Below are 24861 nucleotides of genomic sequence, written 5' to 3' on the forward strand. Positions count from 1 at the left end.
TTTAAAAACTATTAACTCTGCTGGCTGATATTTATCAGATGATATGGCAGTTGATTGGCTGTCAGCATCTGGGCTTCCCTGTGGTGGCAGGTGAAGATGATAATCTGTCCACCGTAGGATTGAACCAGCCATTTCAGTGCATTTCTGAGACGCTCATCGTCATACAGGGCGAAGCTGTCGTCGAATATCAATGGCATCTGCTCCGTGCCGGTTTGAATCATCATGGCGGCCGCCAGACGAAGCGCCAGATACACCTGGTCCATGGTACCGCTGCTGACCTGCTCTAAGGGCACCAGCTTCTTTCTGGTGTTCAAGAAGACATTTAAGTTCTCGTCCACACTCATGCTGGTGTAAGCGCCGTCGGTGATGCCGGATATCAGCCGGGAGGCTGTCTTGTTTAAGTAGAGTCCGAAGGAATCCTTGATGGTGGAGGAGAGTTCTGTCATGGTCTCCTGGGCCAGGTCGATGGCCTCGATTTCCTGCATGATTTTCTCATTCTCCGCCAGTGTGTGCTTCAGTCCTTCCGCCTGGGTCTTATAATTGCCCAGGGTCTCCAGCAGTTTTTCCAGCTCCCACTGGGATTTCTGCTGTTTCTCGATGATCTCGCTGCATTCATTCTGCTCCCGCTGGAGGGATGCTATCTCCTCCGACAGCTTGTGCAGGGCGCTCTCAGATTTGTCCATATTGGTGCTTAAACTCTGATAACCCGCCATCTTCTGGTTGAATTCCTTGATTGCCTTGTCGGAGATTTCAGGATTGCCGTTGTGACGTCCGAACGCTTCCTCAAGCTCCTTGGTGCAGGAGGCCAAATCCTTCTTGTCCCGCCGCCCTGAGATAAAACTGATAAGGGCCAGCAGATAGAACAGCAGGGAAACGCCTGCGATGCCGGCACATACAATCCAGGGCTGGATGGTTAAGTAGCGGTTGATAAGTCCGGAGGTGTCAAAGAAAAAGAGATAACCCGCCACACCTAAGAACGCGGTTGCCAGCACAAGGGCCACAATCCGAAGCACTAAAGGTGATTTCTTCTTGCAGTAATCCTTTAAATCATCGTATTCTTCATATTCTTCCTGAATCTGTTTCTGATAATCGGTGATGGAGTTCAAGGAGGTAAACTGGTTCTGGGTCAGTATCTCCTTCCCCCTTGCTGTGCTGGCCAGCAGCTGTTCTTTCTCTTTCTGGCGAAGTTCCAGCTGCGCCTGGGCGTAACTGCGGCGTTTCTGATAGGCGGAAATCTGGTTCTCATACTCCGGCGAGGAAATCTCTTTCTCAAGAGACTTGATATCCCCGATAACCGTTGTGTAGGAACGTGCCGCGTCCGGAACCAGCTGGGCCTCCATATGGCGGCGCTGGCTCTTTAAATAGGCCGATGCCTTGGTGATATTGAGGGCCATATTGCCGGAGGTGTTCATGTTGGCGATGTAGTTACGAAGCTCCGACACCATCCCCTCCTCGGTAGCACTTTTGAGCTGGCCGATGCTGATGGTGTTGTTGTAGGTGGTCTCATTCAGCCCACAGAGCAGTTCGTCCATAAATGCTTTGGTGGCGGAGACCTGTTTGCCCAGCGTCTCATTGACGATGACCAGGGTCTTGTTGTTCTTTTGGAAGGTACGCTCGATGCGGTAGACGGTGTCCTGGTGCAGAACTCTCAACGTCCCCTCATAGGTGCCGCTGTTTTCCCAGGGCTCGTACTTGCTGTACAAGTCATTCCTGGCTGCCCGCCCACGCTGTCTCTCGATGCCGAAGAGCATGCCGCGGATGAAGGTGTGGAATGTGGACTTGCCCGCCTCGTTAGAGCCGTAGACAACGTTCACCCCATCCTGAAATGCAACCGTACAATCATGAAACTTTCCGAATCCATGGATGTGAAGGTCTAATAATTTCATGGCTAACTCCTTTCATCAGTAGTACGAAGCAGGGCGCTGATACCGTAGTAGAGAGCTTTTTTCTCCACAGGGCTCATCTCCGGCTTCTGAAGTGTCTGAATGTAAAAACCTATCATATCACCGGGGTGCTCCGCTAATAGGGCGCCGAAGTCATATTGAGGCTCCGTCTCATCCAACACCTCCACAACGCGGTATTTGGTCTTCAGGTTCTCAAAATCAAAGGTCAAATCCGGGTCACGCATGCCGCAGACGCGGAATCGGTACAGATTCTGCCGTCCACGTTTCTCAATCTCCTGGGAAATGCGCAGGTCAAGCTCTGTGTTGGTGGTGGAAGGCGTGATGTTGATTGCCAGAGGAATATACTGGGATTTGCTCAGCGGCACAAAGTTCAGTGATTCGAGCTTTAGGGTAGCGGAGTTAATCTCGCCTAACAGAACACCGTGAGGACCGGTCTCGGTCTTGTCGAGAGGTTCGGGAGAGCCCGGATAGGCCATCCTGCCCTCGGCAATGATTTCCGGTTTGTGAATATGCCCCAGGGCAACATAGGAAAATCCGGCTTCAGCCAGAGATTTGCGGTCGAAGGGTAAATGTGTGGCGTCGCCGCCATGTACCATCAGAATATGTATCCGTCCGTCCTCCGGAGCCTTGATATCTTCAATCCAGTTCTCCTTGATATCCATGGTATGGTAGCTGAATCCGTGAATCTCCGTGTTGATGTCCTCAAAATAGACGGACGTCATCTCCTCGTTCATGATAAACGTCACATTAGGCGCCCAGGCAAAGCTTAAAAGGGCAGAGTTGGTCCGTATCCGGTCGTGATTGCCGGCGATGATAATGATTCTGACGCCAGGAATCGTGGTGAAGAGATAGTTGATTTCCTTTAAATCTCTGGCCAGGGGCTGGCGGTGGAACAGGTCCCCGGAGATGAAGAGGCAGTTAACCTCCGCATCCCGGGCCTTTGTAATAATCTGTGTAAAAGTGTCTTTGATAGCCTGATACCGCTCACGGCTCCACGGAGAGTCACTGTCGGGAGTCATGCCCCAGTGTATATCTGCTGTATGAAGAAATTTCATGTCAGTCCTCCTTTGTATAGGCTTGCATGTCAGCCTGCGCGGCTGTTACAGGTCACAGTTGTTGACGGTTCTTGGGAATGGGATGACGTCGCGGATGTTGCCCATACCTGTCAGGTACATCACGCAGCGCTCAAAGCCCAGACCAAAGCCGGAGTGGCGGGTGGAACCATATTTTCTCAAATCCAGATAGAACTCGTAATCCTCCGGTTTTAATCCCAGCTCCTCCATACGGGACAGCAGCTTGTCGTAGTTGTCCTCACGCTGGCTGCCGCCGATAATTTCGCCGATACCCGGAACCAGACAGTCCATAGCGGCCACGGTTTTATTATCATCGTTCAACTTCATATAGAAGGCTTTAATCTCCTTCGGATAATCGGTGACGAACAATGGCTTTTTGTAGACTTCCTCGGTCAGATAACGCTCATGCTCCGTCTGAAGGTCGCAGCCCCAGAATACTTTATATTCGAACGCGTCGTTGTGCTCTTCCAGAATCTTGATGGCCTCGGTGTAGGTCACATGACCGAACTCGGAATTCAGCACGCCGTTCAGACGCTCCAGCAGACCCTTGTCCACAAACTGGTTAAAGAAGTTCATCTCCTCCGGTGCATGCTCCAGCACGTAGCGGATCACGTATTTTAACATGCCCTCGGCCAGCGCCATATTGTCATCCAAATCGGCGAAGGCCATCTCCGGCTCAATCATCCAGAATTCAGCCGCATGGCGGGTGGTGTTGGAGTTCTCCGCCCGGAAGGTAGGTCCAAAAGTGTAAATGTTGCGGAAGGCCATGGCGTAGGTCTCGCCGTTGAGCTGTCCGCTTACGGTCAGGCTGGTGGGTTTGTTGAAGAAATCCTGGCTGAAGTCCACGGCGCCGTCCTCGGTCTTCGGGATATTGTCTAAATCAAGGGTGGTCACCTGGAACATCTCCCCGGCGCCCTCACAGTCGCTGGCGGTGATAAGCGGAGTGTGGACATACACGAAATCCCGCTCCTGGAAATACTGGTGAATCGCGTAGGCAATCAGGGAGCGCACACGGAACACGGCCTGGAAGGTGTTGGTTCTGGGACGCAGGTGGGAAATGGTCCTCAGATATTCAAAGCTGTGGCGTTTTTTCTGAAGTGGGTAATCCGAAGCGGATGGACCCTCCACAGTCACCTCTGTGGCCTGAATCTCAAATGGCTGCTTGGCCTCCGGTGTCGCCACCAGAGTTCCCTTGACGATAATGGCTGCGCCTACATTTAATTTACATATCTCATCAAAATTTGGCATGGTATCGTGGTAGACTATCTGAAGTGTCTCAAAATAAGAGCCGTCACTGACGACGATAAATCCAAATGCTTTCGAATCGCGAATACTTCTAACCCATCCCCCGACAGAGATTTCCTGAGACAGATACTGTTCCCTGTTTTTGTAAATCTCTCTTACTGTTGTTAAATTCATGCTGACTTCTCCTTCTTCTATTCCCCATAGCTTTTGCAGCAGGGACTTTCCTTATTACATACTTACGCCAATTATACTGTATTTTTTTATATGATTCAAGGGCTTCCAATCTATTTAGTGGGAATTATTTACAGATAATACAAGATGTGGACAATAAATTATAAAAATTACGGAAAACGCGAAAAATGTCGGAAAATGCACAAATTTCCCAAAAAATTATTCTTAAATTTGTTCACTATTTTAGAAATATATGGTATAATGCAATTACGATTAAATACAACAGCAAGAGGTGATAACGTGATTAAAAAAGAAATGATTGCCATGCTTTTGGCAGGAGGACAAGGCAGCCGCCTTGGCGTGCTTACTCAAAAAGTAGCAAAACCAGCAGTATCATTTGGTGGAAAGTATCGAATTATCGATTTTCCGCTGAGCAACTGTATCAACTCGGGGGTGGATACCGTAGGGGTATTAACCCAGTATCAGCCGTTACGTTTGAACACTCATATCGGTATCGGTATTCCGTGGGATCTTGACCGTAACGTTGGAGGTGTTACCGTCCTGCCACCTTATGAGAGAAGCAAAGGCAGTGACTGGTATACCGGTACGGCCAATGCTATCTTCCAGAATCTGGAATACATGGAGACCTACAATCCTGATTATGTCCTGATTCTTTCGGGAGACCACATCTACAAGATGGATTATGAAGTGATGCTGGAGTATCACAAAGCGAACAACGCTGACGTCACCATTGCTGCAATGCCGGTTCCGATAGAAGAGGCCAGCAGATTTGGTATCCTTATTACTGATGATAACAATCGTATCACCGAATTTGAGGAGAAGCCGGCAAATCCAAGAAGCAATCTGGCTTCCATGGGTATTTACATATTCAGCTGGAAAGTGCTGAAAGAGGCGCTTTTGAAGCTGTCGGACGAGCCGGGCTGTGACTTTGGTAAACATATCATACCGTATTGTCATGAGCAGGGTCAGAGAATTTTCGCATATGAGTACAATGGCTACTGGAAGGATGTTGGTACTCTCAGCTCCTACTGGGAAGCAAATATGGAATTAATTGATATCATTCCTGAGTTCAATCTTTACGAGGAGTACTGGAGAATTTATACGAAGAGCGATATCATACCGCCCCAGTATATTTCGGCGGATTCCAGAATTGAGCGTAGTATCATTGGTGAAGGAACGGAGATTTACGGGGAAGTTATCAATTCCGTAATCGGTGCCGGAGTCACCATCGGCAAGGGGGCCATCGTCAGAGACTCCATTGTGATGAGAGGCAGCGTGATCGGAGAAGGAAGTGTGCTGAACAAAGCAATTATAGCAGAAGACGTGACCGTCGGGGCGAGAACGGAGCTGGGCGTTGGGGATTATGCGCCAAGCACTTACGACCCCAAGGTTTATCAGTCTGATTTGGTAACGGTAGGTGAGCGAAGTGTGATTCCGGACGATGTGAAGGTCGGAAAGAATACCGCAATCTCCGGTATTACAAGCGCAGAAGATTATCCGGATGGATTACTTGCAAGTGGCGACTATATTATGAAGGCAGGTGGTGTACGATGAGAGCAATTGGTATAGTTTTAGCAGGCGGAAACAGTAAACGGATGCGAGAGCTGTCCAACAAGCGGGCCATAGCTGCCATGCCTATTGCAGGAAGTTATCGCAGTATCGATTTTGCACTGAGCAATATGACCAATTCCCATGTTCAGAACGTGGCAGTTTTCACACAGTACAACTCCCGTTCGTTAAACGAGCACTTGAGCTCCTCCAAGTGGTGGGATTTCGGTAGAAAGCAGGGAGGTCTGTATGTATTTACGCCAACGATTACAGCCAAGAGCAATGACTGGTATCGCGGCACGGCGGATGCCCTCTATCAGAACCTGACGTTCTTAAAGAACAGCCATGAGCCTTATGTGGTTATCGCAGCAGGCGACTGCATCTATAAACTGGATTACAGCAAGGTGCTGGAGTATCACATCGAGAAGAAAGCGGACATCACCGTGGTATGCAAGACCATGCCTGCCAACGAGGATGTGACCAGATTCGGTGTGGTTAAGATCAATGATGACGGTAGAATTACGGATTTTGAGGAGAAGCCTATGATTGCTTCCTCCAACACGATTTCCTGCGGTATCTATATTATCCGCCGCCGTCAGCTGATTGAGCTGATTGAGAGATGCGCGGCTGAGGACAGATACGATTTCGTTAATGATATCCTGATTCGTTATAAGAACTTGAAGAGAATCTATGCTTATAAGATGGATACCTACTGGAGCAATATCGCGTCAGTGGAGTCCTACTACAAGACCAACATGGATTTCCTGAAACCGGAAGTCCGGGATTATTTCTTCAAGCAGTATCCGGAGGTTTACTCAAAGATTGGTGATTTACCGCCAGCCAAGTATAACCCGGGCGCCGAAGTGAAGAACAGCTTGATATCTAGTGGCAGCATTGTAAACGGTACCGTAGAAAATTCCGTACTGTTTAAACAGGCATATATTGGCAATAACTGTGTGATTAAGAACTCCATTATCTTAAATGATGTCTATATTGGAGACAACACGGTGATTGAGAATTGTATCGTGGAGAGCCGCGATACCATACGGGCCAATACCACTTATATCGGTACGCCAGATGAAATCAAAGTGGTTGTGGAGAAGAACGAAAGATACACATTATAATGTGACAGAGAGGGGTTTTACCATGCAGATTACAGACGTAAGAGTTAGACGGATTGAAAAAGAAGGGAAGATGAAGGCCATAGTTTCTATCACTCTGGACAATGAATTCGTGATTCACGATATCAAAGTGATAGAGGGGGAAAAGGGCTTGTTTATCGCAATGCCGAGCCGTAAGGCTGCTGATGGTGAATATCGGGATATTGCTCATCCGATTAATTCAGAAACCCGCGATTTAATTCAGAACGTTATATTGACGAAATACGAGACAACTGCTTTGGAAAGCGAAGGGGAATCAATCATAGCATAATGTAAGGTAGCAAAGATTAGGGTTGTAAATGATAAATGACTGCTGTATGGGACGGAATGTTTCCATACAGCAGTTTTTTTCTAAAAATTGCTGTTATCCGGCATTTGTAACCGCCCTGTAACCAAACCGTGTTATAGTGTATCCATAAAGTGGTAAATTGAAAGGAGTCGTCCGTTCATGAAAAAGAAATTAATAGCAGCAGTTGTGGTGGCCGTGGCGGCGCTTTTTACCGCCGGAGGGACTTTGGCGTGGTTTACAGATGACAGAACGGCAAATTCGGTTATTCAGACCGGAAATGTTGACATAGAGGTTTTGGAGAGCACCAACGAGCCGGAAGGGACCTATGAGAAGACTTCCGATGGAATTGTGTATAGCGGCCATTTTATGCCGGGGCAGACGTTTTCTAAGATTGTGACGGTCAGAAATAAAGGTATCAACAGCGCCTATGTGCGGGTGAAGGTTTCCTATCAGGATCATGAGAAGAAGGTACTGCGTTACGAGAAAAAGCTGGAGCCGGTGGTGGAATCCAGCGGGTTTGGAAGCAGCGGGGACAGCTGGGAGCTTGGGAGTGACGGGTATTATTATTACAATCAGGCTCTGAAACCGGGGGCGGTGACGGCGCCGGTGATGGAGACGGTTCATCTTCCGCTTGGATGGGAACTGGAACAGACGACTTCGCTGTACCGGGTTGTGATTATGGCGGAGGCAATCCAGTCAGATTTTACCGGAGATACTGCGAAAGAGGCATTTGGGTATCAGGAAGTGGGGCCGGGGATTGTGTCTAAAGCGAAAAAACTGGTGGCTGAGTATCAGGAGCTTTCAAATGCGTACCATGAAGCTGTTGGCCAGAAGAATAAGGAGGAGCAGGAGCGGATTCTGAAACAGATTCAGGAATTAATGGAAGTTGATGATAGTATGACTTGGAATCAAATCAATAATAATGATAAATTCCGGTCTGCGTTGACAAAAGTGAACGGCGATTGGCCGACGGTTGCAGAGGAAGGTCTTGCGGAAGAACTTCATATGTTAGAAGAAGAGAGTCAGAAGTGGTATGTCAATATTTATGTGGTAGTGAAGGATGATTGCCGGGTTGTACCGTATATCAGCAAAGCTCCAAGGCTTGGAGTCGGAGACCAATGGAGAGCCAGATATCTGCAGATTGATGGAGTGTGGTATCAGCCGAAGGAGGCACCATCGGCGTCATCGGATATGGTTGAGAATATCAATAAGTTTTATGAGAATGGATGGGACGGGATCAAGAATAGTTGGAAACCGGTAGATTTCAGTACGGTAGAATAAAGATATGAGAAAAAGTGCTTTATGAGGAGCAATAAGATTTGTTCTTCATAAAGCACTTTCTTGTATGCATTTATTTATTGAGAATACTTCTCGCCACGCTGATCCCATTGGCGGACGCCTGCTGGAGTCCTCTGGTGACGGAAGCGCCGTCGCCGATGGCGCGCAGGCCTTTCACGCTGGTCTCGAAGTCAGAGTTTACCACCACTTTGTTGGAGTAGAATTTGACTTCCACGCCGTAGAGCAGGGTTTCGTCGCTGGCGATGCCTGGGGTGACTTTGTCCAGGGCCAGGAGCATTTCCTTGATGTCCACCATGATTCGGTGCGGGAATACTAGCGATAAATCGCCTGGTACGGCATCCTTGAGGGTGGGAATCAGGTTATTCCGGCAGAGACGCTCCTCGGTGGTGCGGCGTCCCCGCTGGAAGTCGCCGAAGGTCTGTACCAGGATTTTGCCGTCGCAGAGCATGTTGCTGAGCTGGGCGATGTGTTTGCCGTACTCGATCGGGGTCTTGAACGGTTTGGTGAAGTTCTTGGACACCAGGAGGGCAAAGTTGGTGTTGTTGGTTTTGTATTCCTGGGACTTGTAGGCGTGGCCGTTTACCACGGCAAGTCCGTTCTCATAGTACTCGGTGGCTACCTCGCCGGAGGGGTTCGTACAGAAGGTGCGGACCTTGTCGTCGAAGGTTGGGGTGTAGTACACCAGCTTGGCTTCATACAGGTTCTTGTTCAGGAATTCCATAACCTCGTCCCGGACTTCCACCCGGACGCCGATGTCAACGGTGCCCACCTGGGTCTCGATGCCGTGGTCGCCGCAGATGTGGCTGAACCAGTCGGAGCCTTCCCGGCCGATGGCGGATACGATTTCAGGCGCGTAGTAGGTCTCACCCTTGTCGGTGACGATACCACGGGCTTCATTTCCCTCGATGATAATGTCTTTGACCATGGTGTTGAATTCCATATGGATGCCCTGGGCCAGCAGGTGCTCCTGCAGCCGGGTGTATATCTTGTAGCCCTCCTCCGTGCCTAAATGGCGGATGGGGCATTCTATCAGTTTTAGGTTGGCGCCGATGGCTTTGCGGCGGATTTCCTGAATTTCTTTCTGTTTGTCCAGACCGTACACGTTGGTGTCCGCGCCGAATTTTAAGTAAATGTTATCGGATTCCTTTAACAGCTCCACAGTCTTGTCATAGCCCAGAATCTCAGGCAGATTGCCGCCTACATCCGGTGACAGGGAGAGCTTTCCGTCGGAAAATGCTCCGGCTCCCGCAAATCCTGTGGTGATGGAACATGGCTGGCAGCCCACACACACTTTGGTGGTACGCTTCGGGCACATCCGTTTTTCGATGGGGCGGCCTTTCTCTACCATAAGAATCTTCATGTCCGGTTTCTGCTGAATCAGCTCATAGGCGCAGAAGATTCCGGATGGGCCGGCTCCGATGATGATGACATCAAATTGGTTCTTAGAATTCATATACAACACTCCTTTTCAAATGCACGACTCCGGGCAGTAAAAAACCAACTACTCATAGAGCCAGTGATACAGTAAACTATCACTTATAGTCAACTATTGAGGTAGTTGGTAGAAACGTTCAACCGATTTTGAACTTATATAAGCCATCTTTTTCAGTTTAGCATATTGTCTCACTGGAATCAAGTGGAAAAACAGTGTCTGCGCCCTTTACTTCTGGGAATTTTGCTGTTAAAATGAGTACACCAGCGTTAGATACCCCCGGTGCGGAGTAACTAACGCTTTAGGGCGTGCTTTGAATAGGTCGATTGTTTTGAGAAACAATATAGAATGCGAATGTTTGGACAGGAGAAAAGATATGTATATAATAGTTGGGCTGGGAAATCCAACCAAGGAATATGATAAGACGAGACATAATGTGGGATTTTCGGTGATCGATGTGCTGGCGGACCGGATTGGAATCGATGTGTCGGAGAAGAAGCACCGGGCGCTGTGCGGGAAAGGGATGCTGGAAGGGCAGAAGGTGATTCTGGCAAAGCCGCAGACGTTCATGAATCTCAGCGGGGAGAGTGTCCGGGCCATGGTGGATTTCTATAAGGTCTCGCCGGACGAGGTGATTATCGTCTATGATGACATCAGTCTGGAGCCGGGGCAGCTGCGCATCCGCACGAAGGGCAGCGCCGGCGGGCATAACGGGATTAAGAATATCATTGCCCATCTGGGAACCCAGGAGTTTCCAAGGATTAAGGTCGGCGTGGGTGAAAAGCCGAAATATATGGATTTGGCGGATTATGTGTTGAGCCGGTTCTCCAAGGGGGAGCAGGAATTGATGGACGATGCGTTCCGGGAAGCGGCGGACGCGGTGGCGATGATGATTTCCGAGGGAATGGACGCGGCTATGAATCATTTTAATGCAAAGAAGACGAGAGGATAATCTATGAGCAGGTTGTTTGCCAATCCTTTGGCAGAACTGATTGAGTTTGAGGAATTAAATAAGGATTTAATCCGGGGAAATGGTCCCGTTCAGGTGACGGGCTGCATGGATTCCCAGAAGGTGCATCTGATGCAGGAAGCGGGGGAAGGTCTGCCGTGGAAGCTGGTGGTGACCTATGACGATTCCCGGGCCAAGGAAATCTACGAGGATTTTCGGTGCTTCCGGGAGGACGTGTGGCTGTATCCGGCCAGGGACCTGCTGTTTTACAGCGCAGATATCCACGGAAATCTGATGACCAGACAGCGGGTGTCGGTACTCCGTCATTTAAATGAAGACGAAGGCGGCGTGGTGGTGACGACGGTTGACGGGTTGATGGACCATCTGGTACCCCTTGGTTATCTGGAATCCCAGGTGATGAAGGTGGAGACCGGGCAGACCATCGATGTGGAAGCCTGGAAGAAACGGCTGACGGCTCTGGGGTATGAGAGAATGGCCCAGGTGGACGGGATGGGACAGTTTTCCATCCGTGGCGGTATCATCGACATTTTCCCATTGACGGAGGAACTGCCGCTTCGAATTGAGTTGTGGGACGATGAGGTGGATTCCATCCGCTCCTTTGATATTGAGAGCCAGCGCTCGGTGGAGCAGCTGGAGGAGGCGCTTATCTATCCGGCTACGGAGATGGTGCTGAGCGAGGAGCAGATACGGGCCGGGATAGATAAAATTCGCAAAGAAGCGAAGAAGTATGAGAAATCTCTCAGAGAGCAGCTGAAGACGGAGGAGGCCGCCAGGATTCAGGGGATTGTCCGGGAATTGACGGAGGGGCTGGAAGAGGGCTGGCATGTCAGCGGGCGGGACAGCTTTCTGACGTATTTTTATTCGGATACGGTGTCGTTTCTGGAGTATTTTCCGGCGGATAAGACTGCTCTTTTCCTGGATGAGCCGGCCAGACTTCGGGAGAAGGGGGAGACTGTGGAGGCGGAATTCCGGGAGAGCATGGTGCACCGGCTGGAGAAGGGATATCTGCTTCCGGGACAGACGTCCCTGCTGTTCACGGCGAAGGAGACGCTGGCCAGAGTGCAGGTGAAGCACGGGGCCATGCTGACGGGGCTGGAGCAGAAGATAGCCGGGATGGCGGCGGAGAACCGGTATCACATTGAGGTCAAAAATGTGAACTCCTATCAGAACAGTTTTGAGATTCTGATTAAGGATTTGAAGAGATGGAAGCGGGAAAAGTACCGGGTGATTCTGCTGTCCGGTTCCAGGACGAGAGCCAGCCGTCTGGCCGGGGATTTGCGGGAGTATGAGCTGAGCGCGTTCTGTCCGGACGATGAGGAAAGGCAGGTGAAGCCGGGGGAGATTCTGGTCACTTACGGCAATCTTCACCGTGGTTTTGAGTATCCCCAGATTAAGTTCGTGGTGATTACCGAGGGGGATATGTTCGGCACCAGGCAGAAGAAACGGAAGCGGAAGAAGACCTCCTATGAGGGGAAAAAGATTCAGAGCTTTACGGAACTGTCTGTGGGCGATTATGTGGTACATGAGGAGCATGGACTCGGCATTTACCGCGGGATTGAGAAGATCGAACAGGATAAGGTCATCAAGGATTACTTAAAGATTGAGTACGGGGATGGAGGTAATCTCTATCTGCCGGCCACCAGGCTGGACGGAATCCAGAAATATGCCGGAGCGGACGCCAAGGCGCCCAAGTTAAATAAGCTGGGCGGCGAGCAGTGGAACCGGACCAAGGCCAGAGTGAAGACGGCGGTCAAGGAGATTGCCAAGGATTTGGTGGAACTATATGCGGCCAGACAGGACTCGGACGGATTTGAGTATGGGCCGGATACGGTGTGGCAGAAGGAGTTTGAGGAGCTGTTCCCCTACGAGGAGACGGAGGACCAGTTAGACGCCATCGAGGCCACCAAGCGGGACATGGAGAGCCAAAAGATTATGGACCGGCTGATCTGCGGCGACGTGGGGTATGGGAAGACGGAGATTGCACTGCGGGCTGCATTTAAGGCGATTCAGGATGGGAAGCAGGTGGTTTATCTGGTGCCCACCACGATTCTGGCCCAGCAGCATTACAATACGTTTGTCCAGAGAATGAAGGATTTTCCGGTGCGGGTGGATTTATTGTCCAGGTTCCGGACAGCCACGGAGATTAAAAAGTCCCTGGAGGATTTGAAGCGGGGGCTGGTGGATATTGTGATTGGAACCCACCGGGTGCTTTCTAAGGATGTGGAGTTTAAGAATCTGGGACTGCTGATTATCGACGAGGAGCAGCGGTTTGGGGTGACCCACAAGGAGAAGATAAAGAAGCTGAAGGAAAATATCGACGTGCTGACGCTGACGGCGACGCCGATTCCCCGGACCCTCCATATGAGTCTGGTGGGAATCCGGGATATGAGTGTGCTGGAGGAGCCGCCGGTGGACAGGATTCCGATTCAGACTTACGTGATGGAGTACAACGATGAGATGGTGAGAGAAGCCATCCACCGGGAGCTGGCCAGAAATGGGCAGGTGTATTATGTATACAACCGGGTGCAGGATATCGATGAGGTAGCCGCCCATGTGGCGGAGCTGGTGCCAAACGCGGTGGTGACATTTGCCCACGGGCAGATGCGGGAGCACGAGCTGGAGCGGATTATGTTTGATTTTATCAATGGGGATATTGATGTGCTGGTGTCTACCACGATTATTGAGACGGGGCTGGATATCCCTAATGCCAATACCATGATTATCCACGACGCGGACAGGATGGGTCTGTCCCAGCTGTACCAGCTGCGAGGACGTGTGGGGCGCTCCAACCGGACGGCATTTGCATTTCTGATGTACAAACGGGATAAGTTGCTGCGGGAGGAGGCGGAGAAACGCCTCCAGGCAATCCGGGAGTTCACGGAGCTGGGCTCCGGCATCAAGATTGCCATGCGTGATTTGGAAATCCGTGGCGCGGGCAATGTGCTGGGAGCGGAGCAGCATGGACATATGGAGGCGGTGGGCTACGATTTGTACTGCAAGCTGTTGAACGAGGCGGTCCAAGCGTTGAAGGGCCAGCGTGAAGAGACAGAGGAGTACGAGACCGTGGTGGACTGCGATATGGATGCCTATATTCCGTCCACGTATATTAAGAATGAGTATCAGAAGCTGGATATCTATAAACGGATTTCCGGGATTGAGACGGAAGAGGAATATATGGATATGCAGGATGAGCTGATTGACCGGTTCGGCGATATGCCGCGCTCGGTTGGAAACCTGCTGACAGTGGCGGCCATCAAGGCTATGGCTCATAAGGTGTATGTGACGGAAGTTTATGTAAACCGAAACGAATCCCGGCTGACCATGTATAAGAATGCGAAAATCGATACGATTAAGATTCCGGAGTTTGTGAAGAAGTATGGCGGGGATTTGAAGTTTGTGTTGAAAGACGGGCCGTATTTTATGTATCAGACACGGGAGAAGAATATGGACTGCGAGACGATGATGGAGAGGACGCAGGAGATACTGAAGGATATGATGGAGTTGGTGGAAGAATAGAAAAAGTTTTTTGTGCGGAAGGCGCCTGAGAAATCGGGCGTCTTTTTTTACTGCATTGCGGTTAAATTGAGCAGAAAATTGTATATAGTGCACAAGAAAACATGGCTGTCTTTATCATATAGTAACAAAGTGTCGAAAAATGTCAAACTTTGATTGACATTGAATATGCTTATGTATATAATCAAATTGTAAACAAACGAAAGTAAAATAGCTTTCAAATGAAGCTAGATTGAAATTGAAACAAAACCATGATACACTACTGATAAGTGATTTTACCAAATATTTCCAGGAGGTGCATTATGTCTGAACGACAATTTCAAATCTTAGCGATTATCTCAGAAAATGGAAGGATGGAAGTTGCGAAACTTGCAAAACTGCTGAACGTTTCCCAGGTGACAATCAGAAAAGACTTAGATGTCTTGGAGGGGAAGCGGCTTATCCGGAGACAGCAGGGATTTGCGGAGCTTGATTCTGAAGATGATGTTACGAATCGGCTGGCCTATCATCACAAGGAGAAACTGGCCATTGCAGAAGCCGCGGTTAGTCAGATAAAAAACGGGGAGACCGTTATGATTGAATCCGGTTCCTGCTGTGCGCTTCTGGCGGAACAGATTGTGAAGAAATTGAAGGACGTCACGATTATCACAAATTCTGTTTATATTGCGGAGCATATCCGGCCAGCGCTGGGAAACCATGTGATATTGTTAGGCGGAGAAATCCAGATGGAGCCGATGGTGACTGTGGGCCCAATCATGGTTCAGGCAACCAGCAATTTCTATGTTGACAAATTCTATACGGGAGCAGACGGCTTTACGTCTGACGGCTATTTTACCGGAGGAGACATCATGCGTGTGGAGACGATTCGAACTATGTCAAAACAGGCGAAGAAAACTATTGTCTTAACGGAATCTGAGAAATTTACGGCACATGGGGTGATTGCGCTGCTTCCATGTAAAGAGGTCTACGCTCTTTATACCGATGATAAAATTCCTGCAAAGGTGAAAGCATATCTTCAGCAAAGCGGGGTTAACGTGTACGCGGTGAATACAGATTCCAAATAACCAGAACCAGATGAGGAGGGTTATTATGAAGAAGGGATTATCGTTACTGCTGACAATTGCGCTGCTGGCTGGTGGAACTGCGGGCTGTTCAGGGAAGGCGGACACTCCTGCGACGGAGCCGGAGAAACAGACTGAGGCCCAGGCGGAGACAGAGGCGCCCAAACAGGAGGAGACAGCGGGGGAGGAGAAACTGAAGGTTGGAATTCTGCTTAAGACCCTTGCCAGTGAATACTGGGTAGCCATGGCGGACGGAATCAAAGAAGAAGCGGAGAATCTGGGAGTGGAAGTCGAGATTATGGCGGCGGCATCGGAGAGTGACACGGGAAGTCAGTTACAGATGCTGGAGGATATGGTCTCCAAGGATTATGACGGAATCGGCGTTGCGCCTATTACGGATACAAACCTGATACCGGGCGTGGCATCGGCCTGTAAGAAGGGAATCCCGGTTGTAGATTTGGACCAGGAATTTAATGCGGAAGAGCTGAAAAATGCGGGCGGCTGGGTGATTGGCTACTGCACCACGGACTATGTGGTGACCGGGCAGCAGGCTGGCGAATTTCTGGCAGGCAAGATGGGGAATCAGGGAAAAGCCATTATTATTGAAGGAATGGCAGGCAATTTATCCAGCGAGTCCAGAAAGAAGGGCTGTACGGAAGTGCTGGAAAAGGCAGGTATCGAGATTGTGGCATCCCAGCCCTGTGACTGGGACCGCCAAAAAGCCATGGATGCGACGACGAACTTGATGAGCGTTCATTCTGACGTGACCGGTATCTACTGCTGTAATGATACCATGGCATTGGGAGCGCAGCAGGCGGTCAATGCACTTAATTTACAGGGGAAGGTATTCGTAGTGGGAACCGACGGCAACGGGGAAGCGATTGAGTCCATCGCTAACGGTGAGATGGCGGGAACAGCGGCCCAGAGACCTGGAGAGATTGGGGCTATCTGTCTGCGTATGCTTGTGGATGTCATCAAATCAGGAGAAATTGGTGACGTAAATATGGAACTGGAGACAGAACTACTGGATTCCTTTATCATTTCCCCTGAAAATGTGTCGGAGCATAGAAACTAAATTTGCCATTGGTAAAAGGGCATTGCAGAGTGTGAATCATCACTTTGCAAGTGCCCTTTCTAAAAAGGAGGATTCTTATGGGGACTTTAGTGGCAATGAAGGGAATCACCAAAACATTCCCCGGAGTCTGTGCGTTAAATAAGATTGATTTGGATTTGAATGAGGGGGAAGTACACCTGCTTTTGGGGGAAAACGGGGCGGGAAAATCCACTCTGATGAAGATACTGAGCGGCGTCTATGAGCCGACGGAGGGGACTATCTGCATCGGAGATGAGACGTTCACCTCCCTGACGCCGCAGCTGTCCAGGCAGAAGGGCATCTCGATTATCTATCAGGAGCTGAGCGTGGTCAATGAGCTGACAATTGTGGAAAATCTGTTTATGGGGAAACTCCATGTGAAGAAATACTGCAAATGTATTCCTGTGGTGGACTGGGCGAAGATGATGGGACAGGCGAAGCAGGTGCTGGAGAAAATCGGCTTCCACAAGGATGCAATGACCCGGGTTTCGGAGCTGTCTATCAGTGAAAAGCAGCTGGTGGAGATTGCCAAGGCGCTGTTAGATAATTCAAAGATTCTGATTATGGATGAGCCGACTTCTTCCTTAAGCCAGGAGGAGACGAAAAATCTGTTTAAGATTATGAAGGAGTTGAAGGCCGAGGGCGTCGGCATCATCTACATTTCCCATAAGATGGATGAAATCAGGGAAATCGGGGACCGGGTCACGATTCTGAAGGATGGGGAACTGGTGAAAACCATGGATATGGCGGATGTGACGGACAATGAGCAGATTATCTCTCTGATGGTAGGCCGGAAGCTGTCCAGAGAGACCATGAGGAGAAATGACGGGACGGATTTGAGAAAAGCGGAGGTGGTGCTTCGGGTCAGCCATGTGGTCAACGAGGAGCACACGGTGGAAGACGTGAGCTTTGAACTGCACCGGGGAGAAATCCTGGGATTTGCAGGTCTGGTGGGGGCCGGGCGCACGGAGCTGATGAACGTGATATTCGGGGCGGAGAAGATGGAGAGCGGGGAGGTCTGGCTGTACGGCGAGAAAGTGCAGATAAAATCTCCTTACGGGGCGATCAAGAATGGAATGGCGTTTATCACGGAGAACCGCCGGGAAACCGGGTTTTTTGATAATTTTGATATCTGCCGGAATGTGGCGTCGGTGAAGATTTTAAAGGCGACGAAAGCCGGGGGAATCACTGGCATGATACATAAGCAGGAGGAAAAACAGCTGGCCATGGAGCAGAAGGAGAATCTGTCCATCCACTGTACGGATATCCGGCAGCCGGTGGTGACGCTGTCCGGCGGCAACCAGCAGAAGGTGATTGTGGGGAAATGGCTGGCGTCCGAGGCGGATATCATGATTTTCGACGAGCCGACCAGAGGAATTGATATTGGGGCAAAGAATGAAATCTACCATATTATGAGGAATCTGGCGGACCAGGGGAAGAGCATTCTGATGGTGTCATCGGAGCTGCCAGAACTTTTGCGCATGTGCGACAGAATTCTGGTATTTAACAAAGGACATATCCGTGGGGAGTTTTCGGGAGAAGAAGCGACAGAGCAGATGATTATGTCCAGTGCGATTTCGTAGTGAGGAGAATGCGTTATGAAAAATACGGGGAAACAACGTTTGTCGTCCTATTGGGACAGATTCGGGACTTTTACAATTCTGGTACTGCTCATCTTGATGCTGGCTCTGTTTGGGCCGCCGCAGTTTATTGCGCCCAGCAACCTGCTTCAGATTGCGATTCAGAGTTCCATCACGATCATCATTGCCTGCGGGGAATTCTTTGCTATTTTGATAGCCGGCATTGATTTGTCGGTGGGCTCCATCATGGCGCTGGCTGGCATGGTTACCGCCAAGCTGGTGGCGATGGGAAGCGTTCCGTGGGAGATAGCAGTGCTTACAGGACTTCTGGTGGGGGCCATGTGCGGTATTTTTAACGGGATGCTGATTAATGTGACCGGGCTTCATCCGTTTGTGGTGACGCTTGGAACACAGTCGATATTTCGTGGTCTGGTGCTTATCTTCTCGGATGCCAAGTCCGTGTATGGATTTCCACAGCAGTTTAAGGATTTTATGGGTGGCTGGCTGGGTGGGAAGGTGCCGAGTCCGGTTATCATTGCTTTGATTATGGCGGTGCTGTTGTGGTTTCTGTCATCGAAAACCGTGCTGGGGCGGAATATCTATGCGCTGGGAGGCAACAAAGAGGCGGCATGGTTTTCCGGCATCAACACGAAGCTGTATATTCTGATTGTTTATATTATCAGTGGTGTCTGCTTTGGATTGGCGGGAATTGTATATACCGCGAGAATCGGTTCGGCGGAGCCGCTGGCCGGGCAGGGGTATGAGACATTTGCCATCGCGTCGGCGATTATAGGCGGAACCAGCTTTTTCGGGGGCCGCGGGCAGATTCCTACGGTGGTTATCGGCGGATTGATTATCGGCACTATCAGCAATGGGCTTAACATGCTGGGTGTCAGTTCCTATTACCAGCAGATTGTGACCGGCTCCCTGATTATTATAGCGGTGTTCTTAGACAGGATATTTAAGGGGAAAGCATCGAAATAGAAGGGGCGTGGGATGATGAGACGGTTGGAGTATGGGTTTGGTGTGTGGCTGGATGAGAAGAGTTGTGAGCTGGTTTTTGAGAATGGTGTTTCCTGTGAGGCGTGTAAGGAGAAACGGTTCGGGGAAATGAAGCATCTGGCTTATGAGGAGGATGAGGCGGCGGACGGGGAGGTCTGCTACCGGTTCTATCAGAATATATGGGATGAGTCGAAACGAAAGGTATTTGAGGACAGGCAGGTGACTAATGGGATAACGATTCTGATGCCTGGGCTGATGGGGAGAGAGTGCCGCAAGAATTCCGGACATTATCACGGGGTCAGCGAGGGACACCGGCTGCCGTTTCCGGAAGTGTATGAGGTGCTCTGCGGTACGGCTGTGTTTTTGATTCAGGAATCCGAAGCGTTTCTGGAGGACGGACCTCTTGTTGTGAACCGGATGCGGGCGGCGATGCTGCAGGAAGGGGAAAAGATTATTATTCCGCCATACAGCGCCCACTGTGTCTGCAATGCCGGGGACGGGCCGATGGCTTTTGGGAATCTGGCAGTGCCCTGCGCCCTGCATTACGGGCCGATTGCCAGGATGCACGGGTTTGGAATGTATCTGTTAAAGGAGAAGAATCATCTGCTATTTGTTCCCAATGCCAGATATGAGAAGCTGCCGCAGATGGAGTTTGTGAGTCCGGTGGAGAAGGAAAATCTGGGAGTGGTGAGGGATGTTTCTTTAAATGAGATGTTCTGGGAATGTCCGGAGAGGTTTGACTATCTGGCGGAGCCAGAAGCATTTGAAACGGAGATATGGGAGCAGTTGGGAAAATGACGGAGGAATAAAAATATGAAACTTCAATTGGCAATGGATGTAATCGGTATGGAAGAGGCGGTCAGGCTGGTGGGCACGATTGCGGATGTGATTGATATTGTGGAGATTGGGACGCCGATGATTGTGAAGGACGGGATGCTTCCGGTGCAGGCCATGAAGCAGGCGTATCCGGATGTGACGGTACTGGCGGATGTAAAGATTGCGGATGGCGGTTCTATCGAAGCGGGTTATGCGGTGGAGGCGGGAGCGGATATTGTGACGGTGCTGGGGATTGCGGCAGATGAGACCATTCAGGGCGCCCGGGACGCCGCCCATAAGCTGGGACGGGAAGTTTACGTGGATATGTTGAGTGTGGAGGATGTAGTAGGGCGTGCCAAGGAGCTGGATGAGATGGGCGTGGATTACATTGGGGTTCACACGGCCTCCGATGTGCAGCCTTCGGGGAAAGGGCCATATGAGGAGCTTCAGAGAATTGCCGCGGTGGTGAAGCACGCGAAAATTGCGGCGGCAGGCGGTATTTCCCTGGCGACAATCTCGGACGTTCGGGATATGGGAGCGGATGTGGGAATTGTCGGCAGTGCGCTGATGAGAGAGAAGAATTTGAGGGAAGCGGTTATCGCTTATCAGGCGAAGATAAAAGGGTGAAGAGTATGAGAGATATTGTAGTGACAGGGATGGAAATTGCAGGTGAGATACAGGAGAATCTGTCGGCTGTCGGAAAAGAGATGGGGGAGCAGCTGATAGATGCCATTCTTCAGGCGGATAAGATTTATTCCGCGGGATGCGGCAGGTCTCTGCTGATGATTCGCGGACTTGCTATGAGGCTGATGCATATTGGACTAAAATCTTATGTGGTGGGGGAGACGGTTACACCTGCCATCGGGGAAGGGGATTTGCTTATCATCGGCTCCGGTTCGGGGGAGACATCCACGCTGAAGGTTATGGCGGAAAAGGCAAAAAAAGCGGGGGCAAAGCTGGCGGTGATTACGATTTATCCGGAATCGACTCTGGGCAAGATGGCGGATATCACGGTGGTGATTCATGGCGTGACGGCCAAGGTGCAGGACGATGGGGAAAACCATTCCATTCAGCCTGGCGGGAATCTGTTTGAGCAGAGTCTTCTGATATTTGGAGATGCGCTCAGCATGTGCGTGGCGGACCGGGGCGGGATGTCCATGGATGACAAAAGCATTATGAGCCGCCATGCGAATCTGGAGTAGATGGAGTGGAGTTATCGGGAAATAATGCAGAGGGAACCTGGAATAGAACAAGAGGTGCTGGATGATGAAGGATGTGACAATTGGTATCGATATAGGGGGTACGCATTTTCGTATCGGAACGGTTGCGGTGGATGGCAGTCTGAGCGGTTTTGAGAAGATATCCAGCGGAAAGTTTGGCGGCGTGGATGGAGTGTCTGTGCTGGTGGATGAGGTCAGGGGATATATGGAGCGATGGAAGCCGGATGGAAATGTGAAGGCGGTAACGATCGGAATCCCAGGAACGGTCAGCCGGGATAAGACAACGGTGTTCAGCGCTCCGTATGTTCCCTCCTTCACGGGCTTTGATTTGAAACATCGGCTGGAAGATGCCTGGGGAATACCGGTGTTTATCGAGAGGGATGCCAATATCCTGATGTTTGGAGATATGTTTTTTCACAGAGAGGACATCTGTTTTGAGAGTGACGGGATGCTGGTTGGCCTGTATTATGGCTCGGCGGTTGCCAATGCCTTTTATTTTCGGGGACAATTTTATGACGGGAAGAACGGTGTGGCCGGGGAGATTGCCCACAATCCCATCCGGGGGCTGGAGGAACGCTGCGTGTGCGGCAATATAGGCTGCCAATGTCTTCGCTGTGGGGGAAAGTATCTGGAGCGGCTTGCGGCGGAGCGTTATCCTGACACGGCATTTGAGCAGTTGTTCCTGGCTCATGGACAGGAGGCGCCTGTAAGGGAATTTGTGAAGGATATGGCGGTTCCTGTGATTGAGATAGCCAATATTTTGGACCCGGAGCTGATTTTTATTGCGGGCGGTGTGACGGATATGGCAGGTTTTCCGTGGGGGCTTCTGGAACAGTATATCCGGGAGAATACCAGACATCCCATGCCGGCCGACAGCCTCCGGTTTATCTTTACCACACACAGCAGGGAAAGCGGAGTATTGGGAGCGGGACTGTACGGCGCTTACCGGCTGGGACTTGTGGAATTGTAGAGAAAGGAGACAGGTATGAGAGATTTATTTGCGCCTTCCATTATGTGCGGGGATTTGCTGAATCTGGAAGAAGAAATCCGGACGTATGAGAAGGCGGGGGCGGATATGATTCATTTTGACATCATGGACACAACATTTACCAACACAACCATGCTTCCGCCGCTTCTGCTTCCGGCCATACACAGGGCCACCCGCCTTCCGGTGGATGTCCATGTGATGGTGGACAGACCGGAGCGGTTTATCGAAACGCTTTTACCTTACTGTAAGGATACTTACGTGAGCATTCATATTGAATCCACGAAGGAGATACAGAATCTGCTGAAAGCCATCAAACAAGCGGGGGGCAGACCGTCCGTGGCGTTGAATCCGGGGACGTCTCTGTGCATGGTGGAGGAGGTGGTTCCTCTGGTTGATATGATGCTGGTGCTTCTGTGCAATGCAGGTTCCGGACCGAAGCAGGACATTGACGAACAGTTATCACATAAACTGCAGAAGGCCAAAATGATGCTGGAGCAGTATGGAAAGCCGGGAGCGCTTTTGGAAGTGGATGGAAATGTTTCTTTTGAAAATGCAAGACGGGCGAAGAGCCTGGGTGCCAATGTCTTCGTGCTGGGGACCGCAAGTATCTATAATGATAAGGGGACGGTTCCTGAAAACATGGGGCGGTTAAGAGAATATCTGGAGAACAACTGATATGAAGAAAATAATCAATAAACCGGAAGATTTTGTGAGAGAAACGGTGGAGGGCATTATAGCGGCCTATGGGGAGCAGTTAAAGCTGGGCAATGGTGACTATCATGTGGTGCTCTCCAATGAGAAGGCGCCAGCTGGAAAAGTGGGCGTCGTGACTGGCGGCGGCAGCGGGCATCTGCCGGTATTTCTGGGATATGTGGGGAAGGGAATGCTGGATGGATGCACGGTGGGAAATGTGTTCGCATCCCCGTCTGCCGGCAAGATGGAGGATACGATTCGAGCCTGCGATTTTGGCGGCGGAGTGCTGTGCCTGTATGGAAATTATGGCGGGGATGATATGAATTTCCACATGGCCTGTGAGAGTGTGGAGATGGATGATATTGAGACGAGGATTGTCAAGGTATGCGACGATGTGGCCAGCAGTCCGAAGGGGGAGGAGAGCAGGAGGCGGGGAATCGCCGGGATGGTCTATGCCTTCAAGATTGCCGGCGCCGCGGCGGAGCAGATGAGAAGTCTTTGTGAGGTGGAGGCGGTTACCAAAAAAGCCCTTGGCAATATCCGGTCGATGGGAGCCGCTTTGTCGCCTTGCATCGTACCGCAGGTGGGGAAACCTACGTTCACGGTGGGGAACGGGGAAGTGGAAATCGGTATGGGAATTCACGGGGAGGCCGGAATAGAGGTTAGAAAAATGATGACGGCCGATGAATTGTCCTCCTGCCTGCTTGGGAAGATTCTGGAGGATATGGAGCTTGCAAAGGGGGATGAGGTCTCTGTTATGGTCAATGGCCTGGGAGCGACACCGCTAGAGGAGCAGATGATTGTGTACCGGAATATCCACCAGGAGCTGACAGATATGGGAGTTGGAATTGTCGCGCCGCATATTGGAGAGTTTGCTACCTCCATGGAGATGGCGGGAGTTTCGTTGACGGTATTTAAATTGGATGGAGAGCTGAAGGAATTGCTCTTACGGCCGGCGGTGACACCATTTTACCGGATGTAATACCGGAGCGGGAAAGGACGGTTGATGGATGGATAGGGGACGGTTGGCAGAACTGATGGCCGAATTGAGTAAGGTGATGAAGGAGAACAGGGATTATCTGGTAGAACTGGACCAGCGAAATGGGGACGGTGACCTGGGGATTTCCATGGATGACGGTTTTCGGGCGGCTTTTCAGGCAGTTGACGGAGCGGAGGAACGCGATTTGGGGAAAGTGCTGGCGAAAGCCGGAAAAGCATTTAATGAAGCGGCCCCTTCCAGTTTGGGGACTATTCTCACCATGGGATTTATGGGGATGGGAAAATACCTGAAAGGAAAGGAGAATGCCGGATTTGCCGAGATGGCGGAGGCCCTGCGGGCAGGTGTGGCGGCTATCATGGAAAAGACAGGGACGAGGCCGGGGGAGAAGACGGTGATAGACGCCCTTTGGCCAGGGATGGAAGCTATGGTTTTGTGGAAGGATGATGAGGCGAAAGCGGTATCGGAGGCGAGACGTGCGGCGGCTGAAGGGGCAGAGAAGACTAGGCAGATGAAGCCGGTTCATGGGAGAGCAGCCTATTATGGCGAGAAGGGGATTGGGCTGGTAGATGGCGGCGCTGAGGCCGGACGACTGATCTTTGAGGCTGTGGAGAAGTTTTGGTTTCGCGGTGCGGCAGGAGAAGGAGAATAAAAAGGAGAAATAAAAACTGGCATGGGTAACTGCCAGTTTTTATTTTGCCGTTGTTTGATGGATAAAGGATTGCAACAAAATGTCAATAATTATTAAACAAAATGTTTAGAACATATGGAGTTTTTGGAATAGAT

The 24861-nt window shown here is 50.5% G+C and carries 21 protein-coding genes and 1 riboswitch; of the genes, 17 read left to right on the forward strand and 4 right to left on the reverse strand.

What is annotated here, in order from left to right; genetic code table 11:
* Window positions 1–11: 11 nt before the first annotated feature.
* From HMPREF9473_RS01445 to asnS, 3 genes are read right to left on the reverse strand one after another with little or no spacing between them, the layout of a single operon-like run.
* A complete protein-coding gene (locus HMPREF9473_RS01445; protein ID WP_006778269.1) occupies window positions 12–1886 on the reverse strand; it encodes an ATP-binding protein in 1875 nt (624 codons plus the stop codon).
* 2 nt (window positions 1887–1888) lie between these two features.
* Window positions 1889–2959: a metallophosphoesterase family protein gene (locus HMPREF9473_RS01450; protein WP_006778270.1), complete on the reverse strand. Its 1071-nt coding sequence runs from the start codon at window positions 2957–2959 to the stop codon at window positions 1889–1891.
* A gap of 45 nt (window positions 2960–3004) precedes the next feature.
* Window positions 3005–4396, reverse strand: a complete 1392-nt coding sequence (gene asnS, locus HMPREF9473_RS01455) for an asparagine--tRNA ligase (protein WP_006778271.1) — start codon at window positions 4394–4396, stop codon at window positions 3005–3007.
* A gap of 297 nt (window positions 4397–4693) precedes the next feature.
* Between asnS and HMPREF9473_RS01460 the strand changes: the two genes are divergently transcribed.
* The 4 genes from HMPREF9473_RS01460 (at window position 4694) to HMPREF9473_RS01475 (ending at window position 8692) form a co-directional block, all read left to right on the forward strand.
* A complete protein-coding gene (locus tag HMPREF9473_RS01460; RefSeq protein WP_006778272.1) occupies window positions 4694–5968 on the forward strand; it encodes a glucose-1-phosphate adenylyltransferase in 1275 nt (424 codons plus the stop codon).
* Complete coding sequence (glgD, locus tag HMPREF9473_RS01465) at window positions 5965–7086, forward strand: glucose-1-phosphate adenylyltransferase subunit GlgD (protein ID WP_006778273.1); 1122 nt, start codon at window positions 5965–5967, stop codon at window positions 7084–7086. The genes HMPREF9473_RS01460 and glgD overlap by 4 nt, the downstream gene beginning before the upstream one ends.
* A 22-nt stretch (window positions 7087–7108) precedes the next feature.
* A complete protein-coding gene (gene spoVG / locus HMPREF9473_RS01470) occupies window positions 7109–7393 on the forward strand; it encodes a septation regulator SpoVG (RefSeq protein ID WP_006778274.1) in 285 nt (94 codons plus the stop codon).
* Window positions 7394–7570: 177 nt separating this feature from the next.
* Complete coding sequence (locus tag HMPREF9473_RS01475) at window positions 7571–8692, forward strand: TasA family protein (protein ID WP_006778275.1); 1122 nt, start codon at window positions 7571–7573, stop codon at window positions 8690–8692.
* 70 nt (window positions 8693–8762) lie between these two features.
* Here HMPREF9473_RS01475 and HMPREF9473_RS01480 read toward each other — a convergent pair whose 3' ends face one another.
* On the reverse strand, window positions 8763–10163 hold the full coding sequence (locus tag HMPREF9473_RS01480; protein ID WP_006778276.1) for an NAD(P)/FAD-dependent oxidoreductase: 1401 nt from the start codon (window positions 10161–10163) through the stop codon (window positions 8763–8765).
* A gap of 66 nt (window positions 10164–10229) precedes the next feature.
* A riboswitch (purine riboswitch) is annotated at window positions 10230–10325 on the reverse strand.
* Window positions 10326–10518: 193 nt separating this feature from the next.
* Here HMPREF9473_RS01480 and pth point away from each other — a divergent pair.
* The 13 genes from pth (at window position 10519) to HMPREF9473_RS01545 (ending at window position 24727) form a co-directional block, all read left to right on the forward strand.
* On the forward strand, window positions 10519–11094 hold the full coding sequence (gene pth / locus HMPREF9473_RS01485) for an aminoacyl-tRNA hydrolase (protein WP_006778277.1): 576 nt from the start codon (window positions 10519–10521) through the stop codon (window positions 11092–11094).
* A gap of 3 nt (window positions 11095–11097) precedes the next feature.
* Window positions 11098–14628, forward strand: coding sequence for a transcription-repair coupling factor (gene mfd, locus HMPREF9473_RS01490; protein WP_006778278.1), 3531 nt, complete (start codon window positions 11098–11100; stop codon window positions 14626–14628).
* A gap of 299 nt (window positions 14629–14927) precedes the next feature.
* Entirely contained in the window at window positions 14928–15689 is a 762-nt protein-coding gene (locus HMPREF9473_RS01495) for a DeoR/GlpR family DNA-binding transcription regulator (RefSeq protein ID WP_006778279.1), read from the forward strand.
* 25 nt (window positions 15690–15714) lie between these two features.
* The gene (locus tag HMPREF9473_RS01500) at window positions 15715–16761 is read left to right on the forward strand and encodes a sugar ABC transporter substrate-binding protein (protein ID WP_006778280.1); all 1047 of its coding nucleotides are present in this window, start codon (window positions 15715–15717) and stop codon (window positions 16759–16761) included.
* Between the two features lie 77 nt (window positions 16762–16838).
* The gene (locus HMPREF9473_RS01505; protein ID WP_006778281.1) at window positions 16839–18362 is read left to right on the forward strand and encodes a sugar ABC transporter ATP-binding protein; all 1524 of its coding nucleotides are present in this window, start codon (window positions 16839–16841) and stop codon (window positions 18360–18362) included.
* 15 nt (window positions 18363–18377) lie between these two features.
* On the forward strand, window positions 18378–19343 hold the full coding sequence (gene alsC / locus HMPREF9473_RS01510; RefSeq protein ID WP_006778282.1) for a D-allose ABC transporter permease: 966 nt from the start codon (window positions 18378–18380) through the stop codon (window positions 19341–19343).
* A gap of 12 nt (window positions 19344–19355) precedes the next feature.
* Complete coding sequence (locus HMPREF9473_RS01515; RefSeq protein WP_006778283.1) at window positions 19356–20159, forward strand: glucose-6-phosphate isomerase family protein; 804 nt, start codon at window positions 19356–19358, stop codon at window positions 20157–20159.
* A 15-nt stretch (window positions 20160–20174) separates the two neighbouring features.
* The gene (gene hxlA / locus HMPREF9473_RS01520) at window positions 20175–20804 is read left to right on the forward strand and encodes a 3-hexulose-6-phosphate synthase (RefSeq protein ID WP_006778284.1); all 630 of its coding nucleotides are present in this window, start codon (window positions 20175–20177) and stop codon (window positions 20802–20804) included.
* A 5-nt stretch (window positions 20805–20809) separates the two neighbouring features.
* The gene (gene hxlB / locus HMPREF9473_RS01525; RefSeq protein WP_006778285.1) at window positions 20810–21379 is read left to right on the forward strand and encodes a 6-phospho-3-hexuloisomerase; all 570 of its coding nucleotides are present in this window, start codon (window positions 20810–20812) and stop codon (window positions 21377–21379) included.
* Window positions 21380–21440: 61 nt separating this feature from the next.
* The gene (locus tag HMPREF9473_RS01530; protein ID WP_006778286.1) at window positions 21441–22367 is read left to right on the forward strand and encodes an ROK family protein; all 927 of its coding nucleotides are present in this window, start codon (window positions 21441–21443) and stop codon (window positions 22365–22367) included.
* A gap of 15 nt (window positions 22368–22382) precedes the next feature.
* The gene (locus tag HMPREF9473_RS01535) at window positions 22383–23060 is read left to right on the forward strand and encodes a ribulose-phosphate 3-epimerase (RefSeq protein ID WP_006778287.1); all 678 of its coding nucleotides are present in this window, start codon (window positions 22383–22385) and stop codon (window positions 23058–23060) included.
* Between the two features lies 1 nt (window position 23061).
* Entirely contained in the window at window positions 23062–24060 is a 999-nt protein-coding gene (locus HMPREF9473_RS01540) for a dihydroxyacetone kinase subunit DhaK (RefSeq protein WP_006778288.1), read from the forward strand.
* Window positions 24061–24088: 28 nt separating this feature from the next.
* Complete coding sequence (locus HMPREF9473_RS01545; protein ID WP_006778289.1) at window positions 24089–24727, forward strand: dihydroxyacetone kinase subunit L; 639 nt, start codon at window positions 24089–24091, stop codon at window positions 24725–24727.
* Window positions 24728–24861 lie beyond the last annotated feature (134 nt).

The organism is Hungatella hathewayi WAL-18680 (genome assembly GCF_000235505.1).
In the GTDB taxonomy this organism is placed as follows: domain Bacteria; phylum Bacillota; class Clostridia; order Lachnospirales; family Lachnospiraceae; genus Hungatella_A; species Hungatella_A hathewayi_A.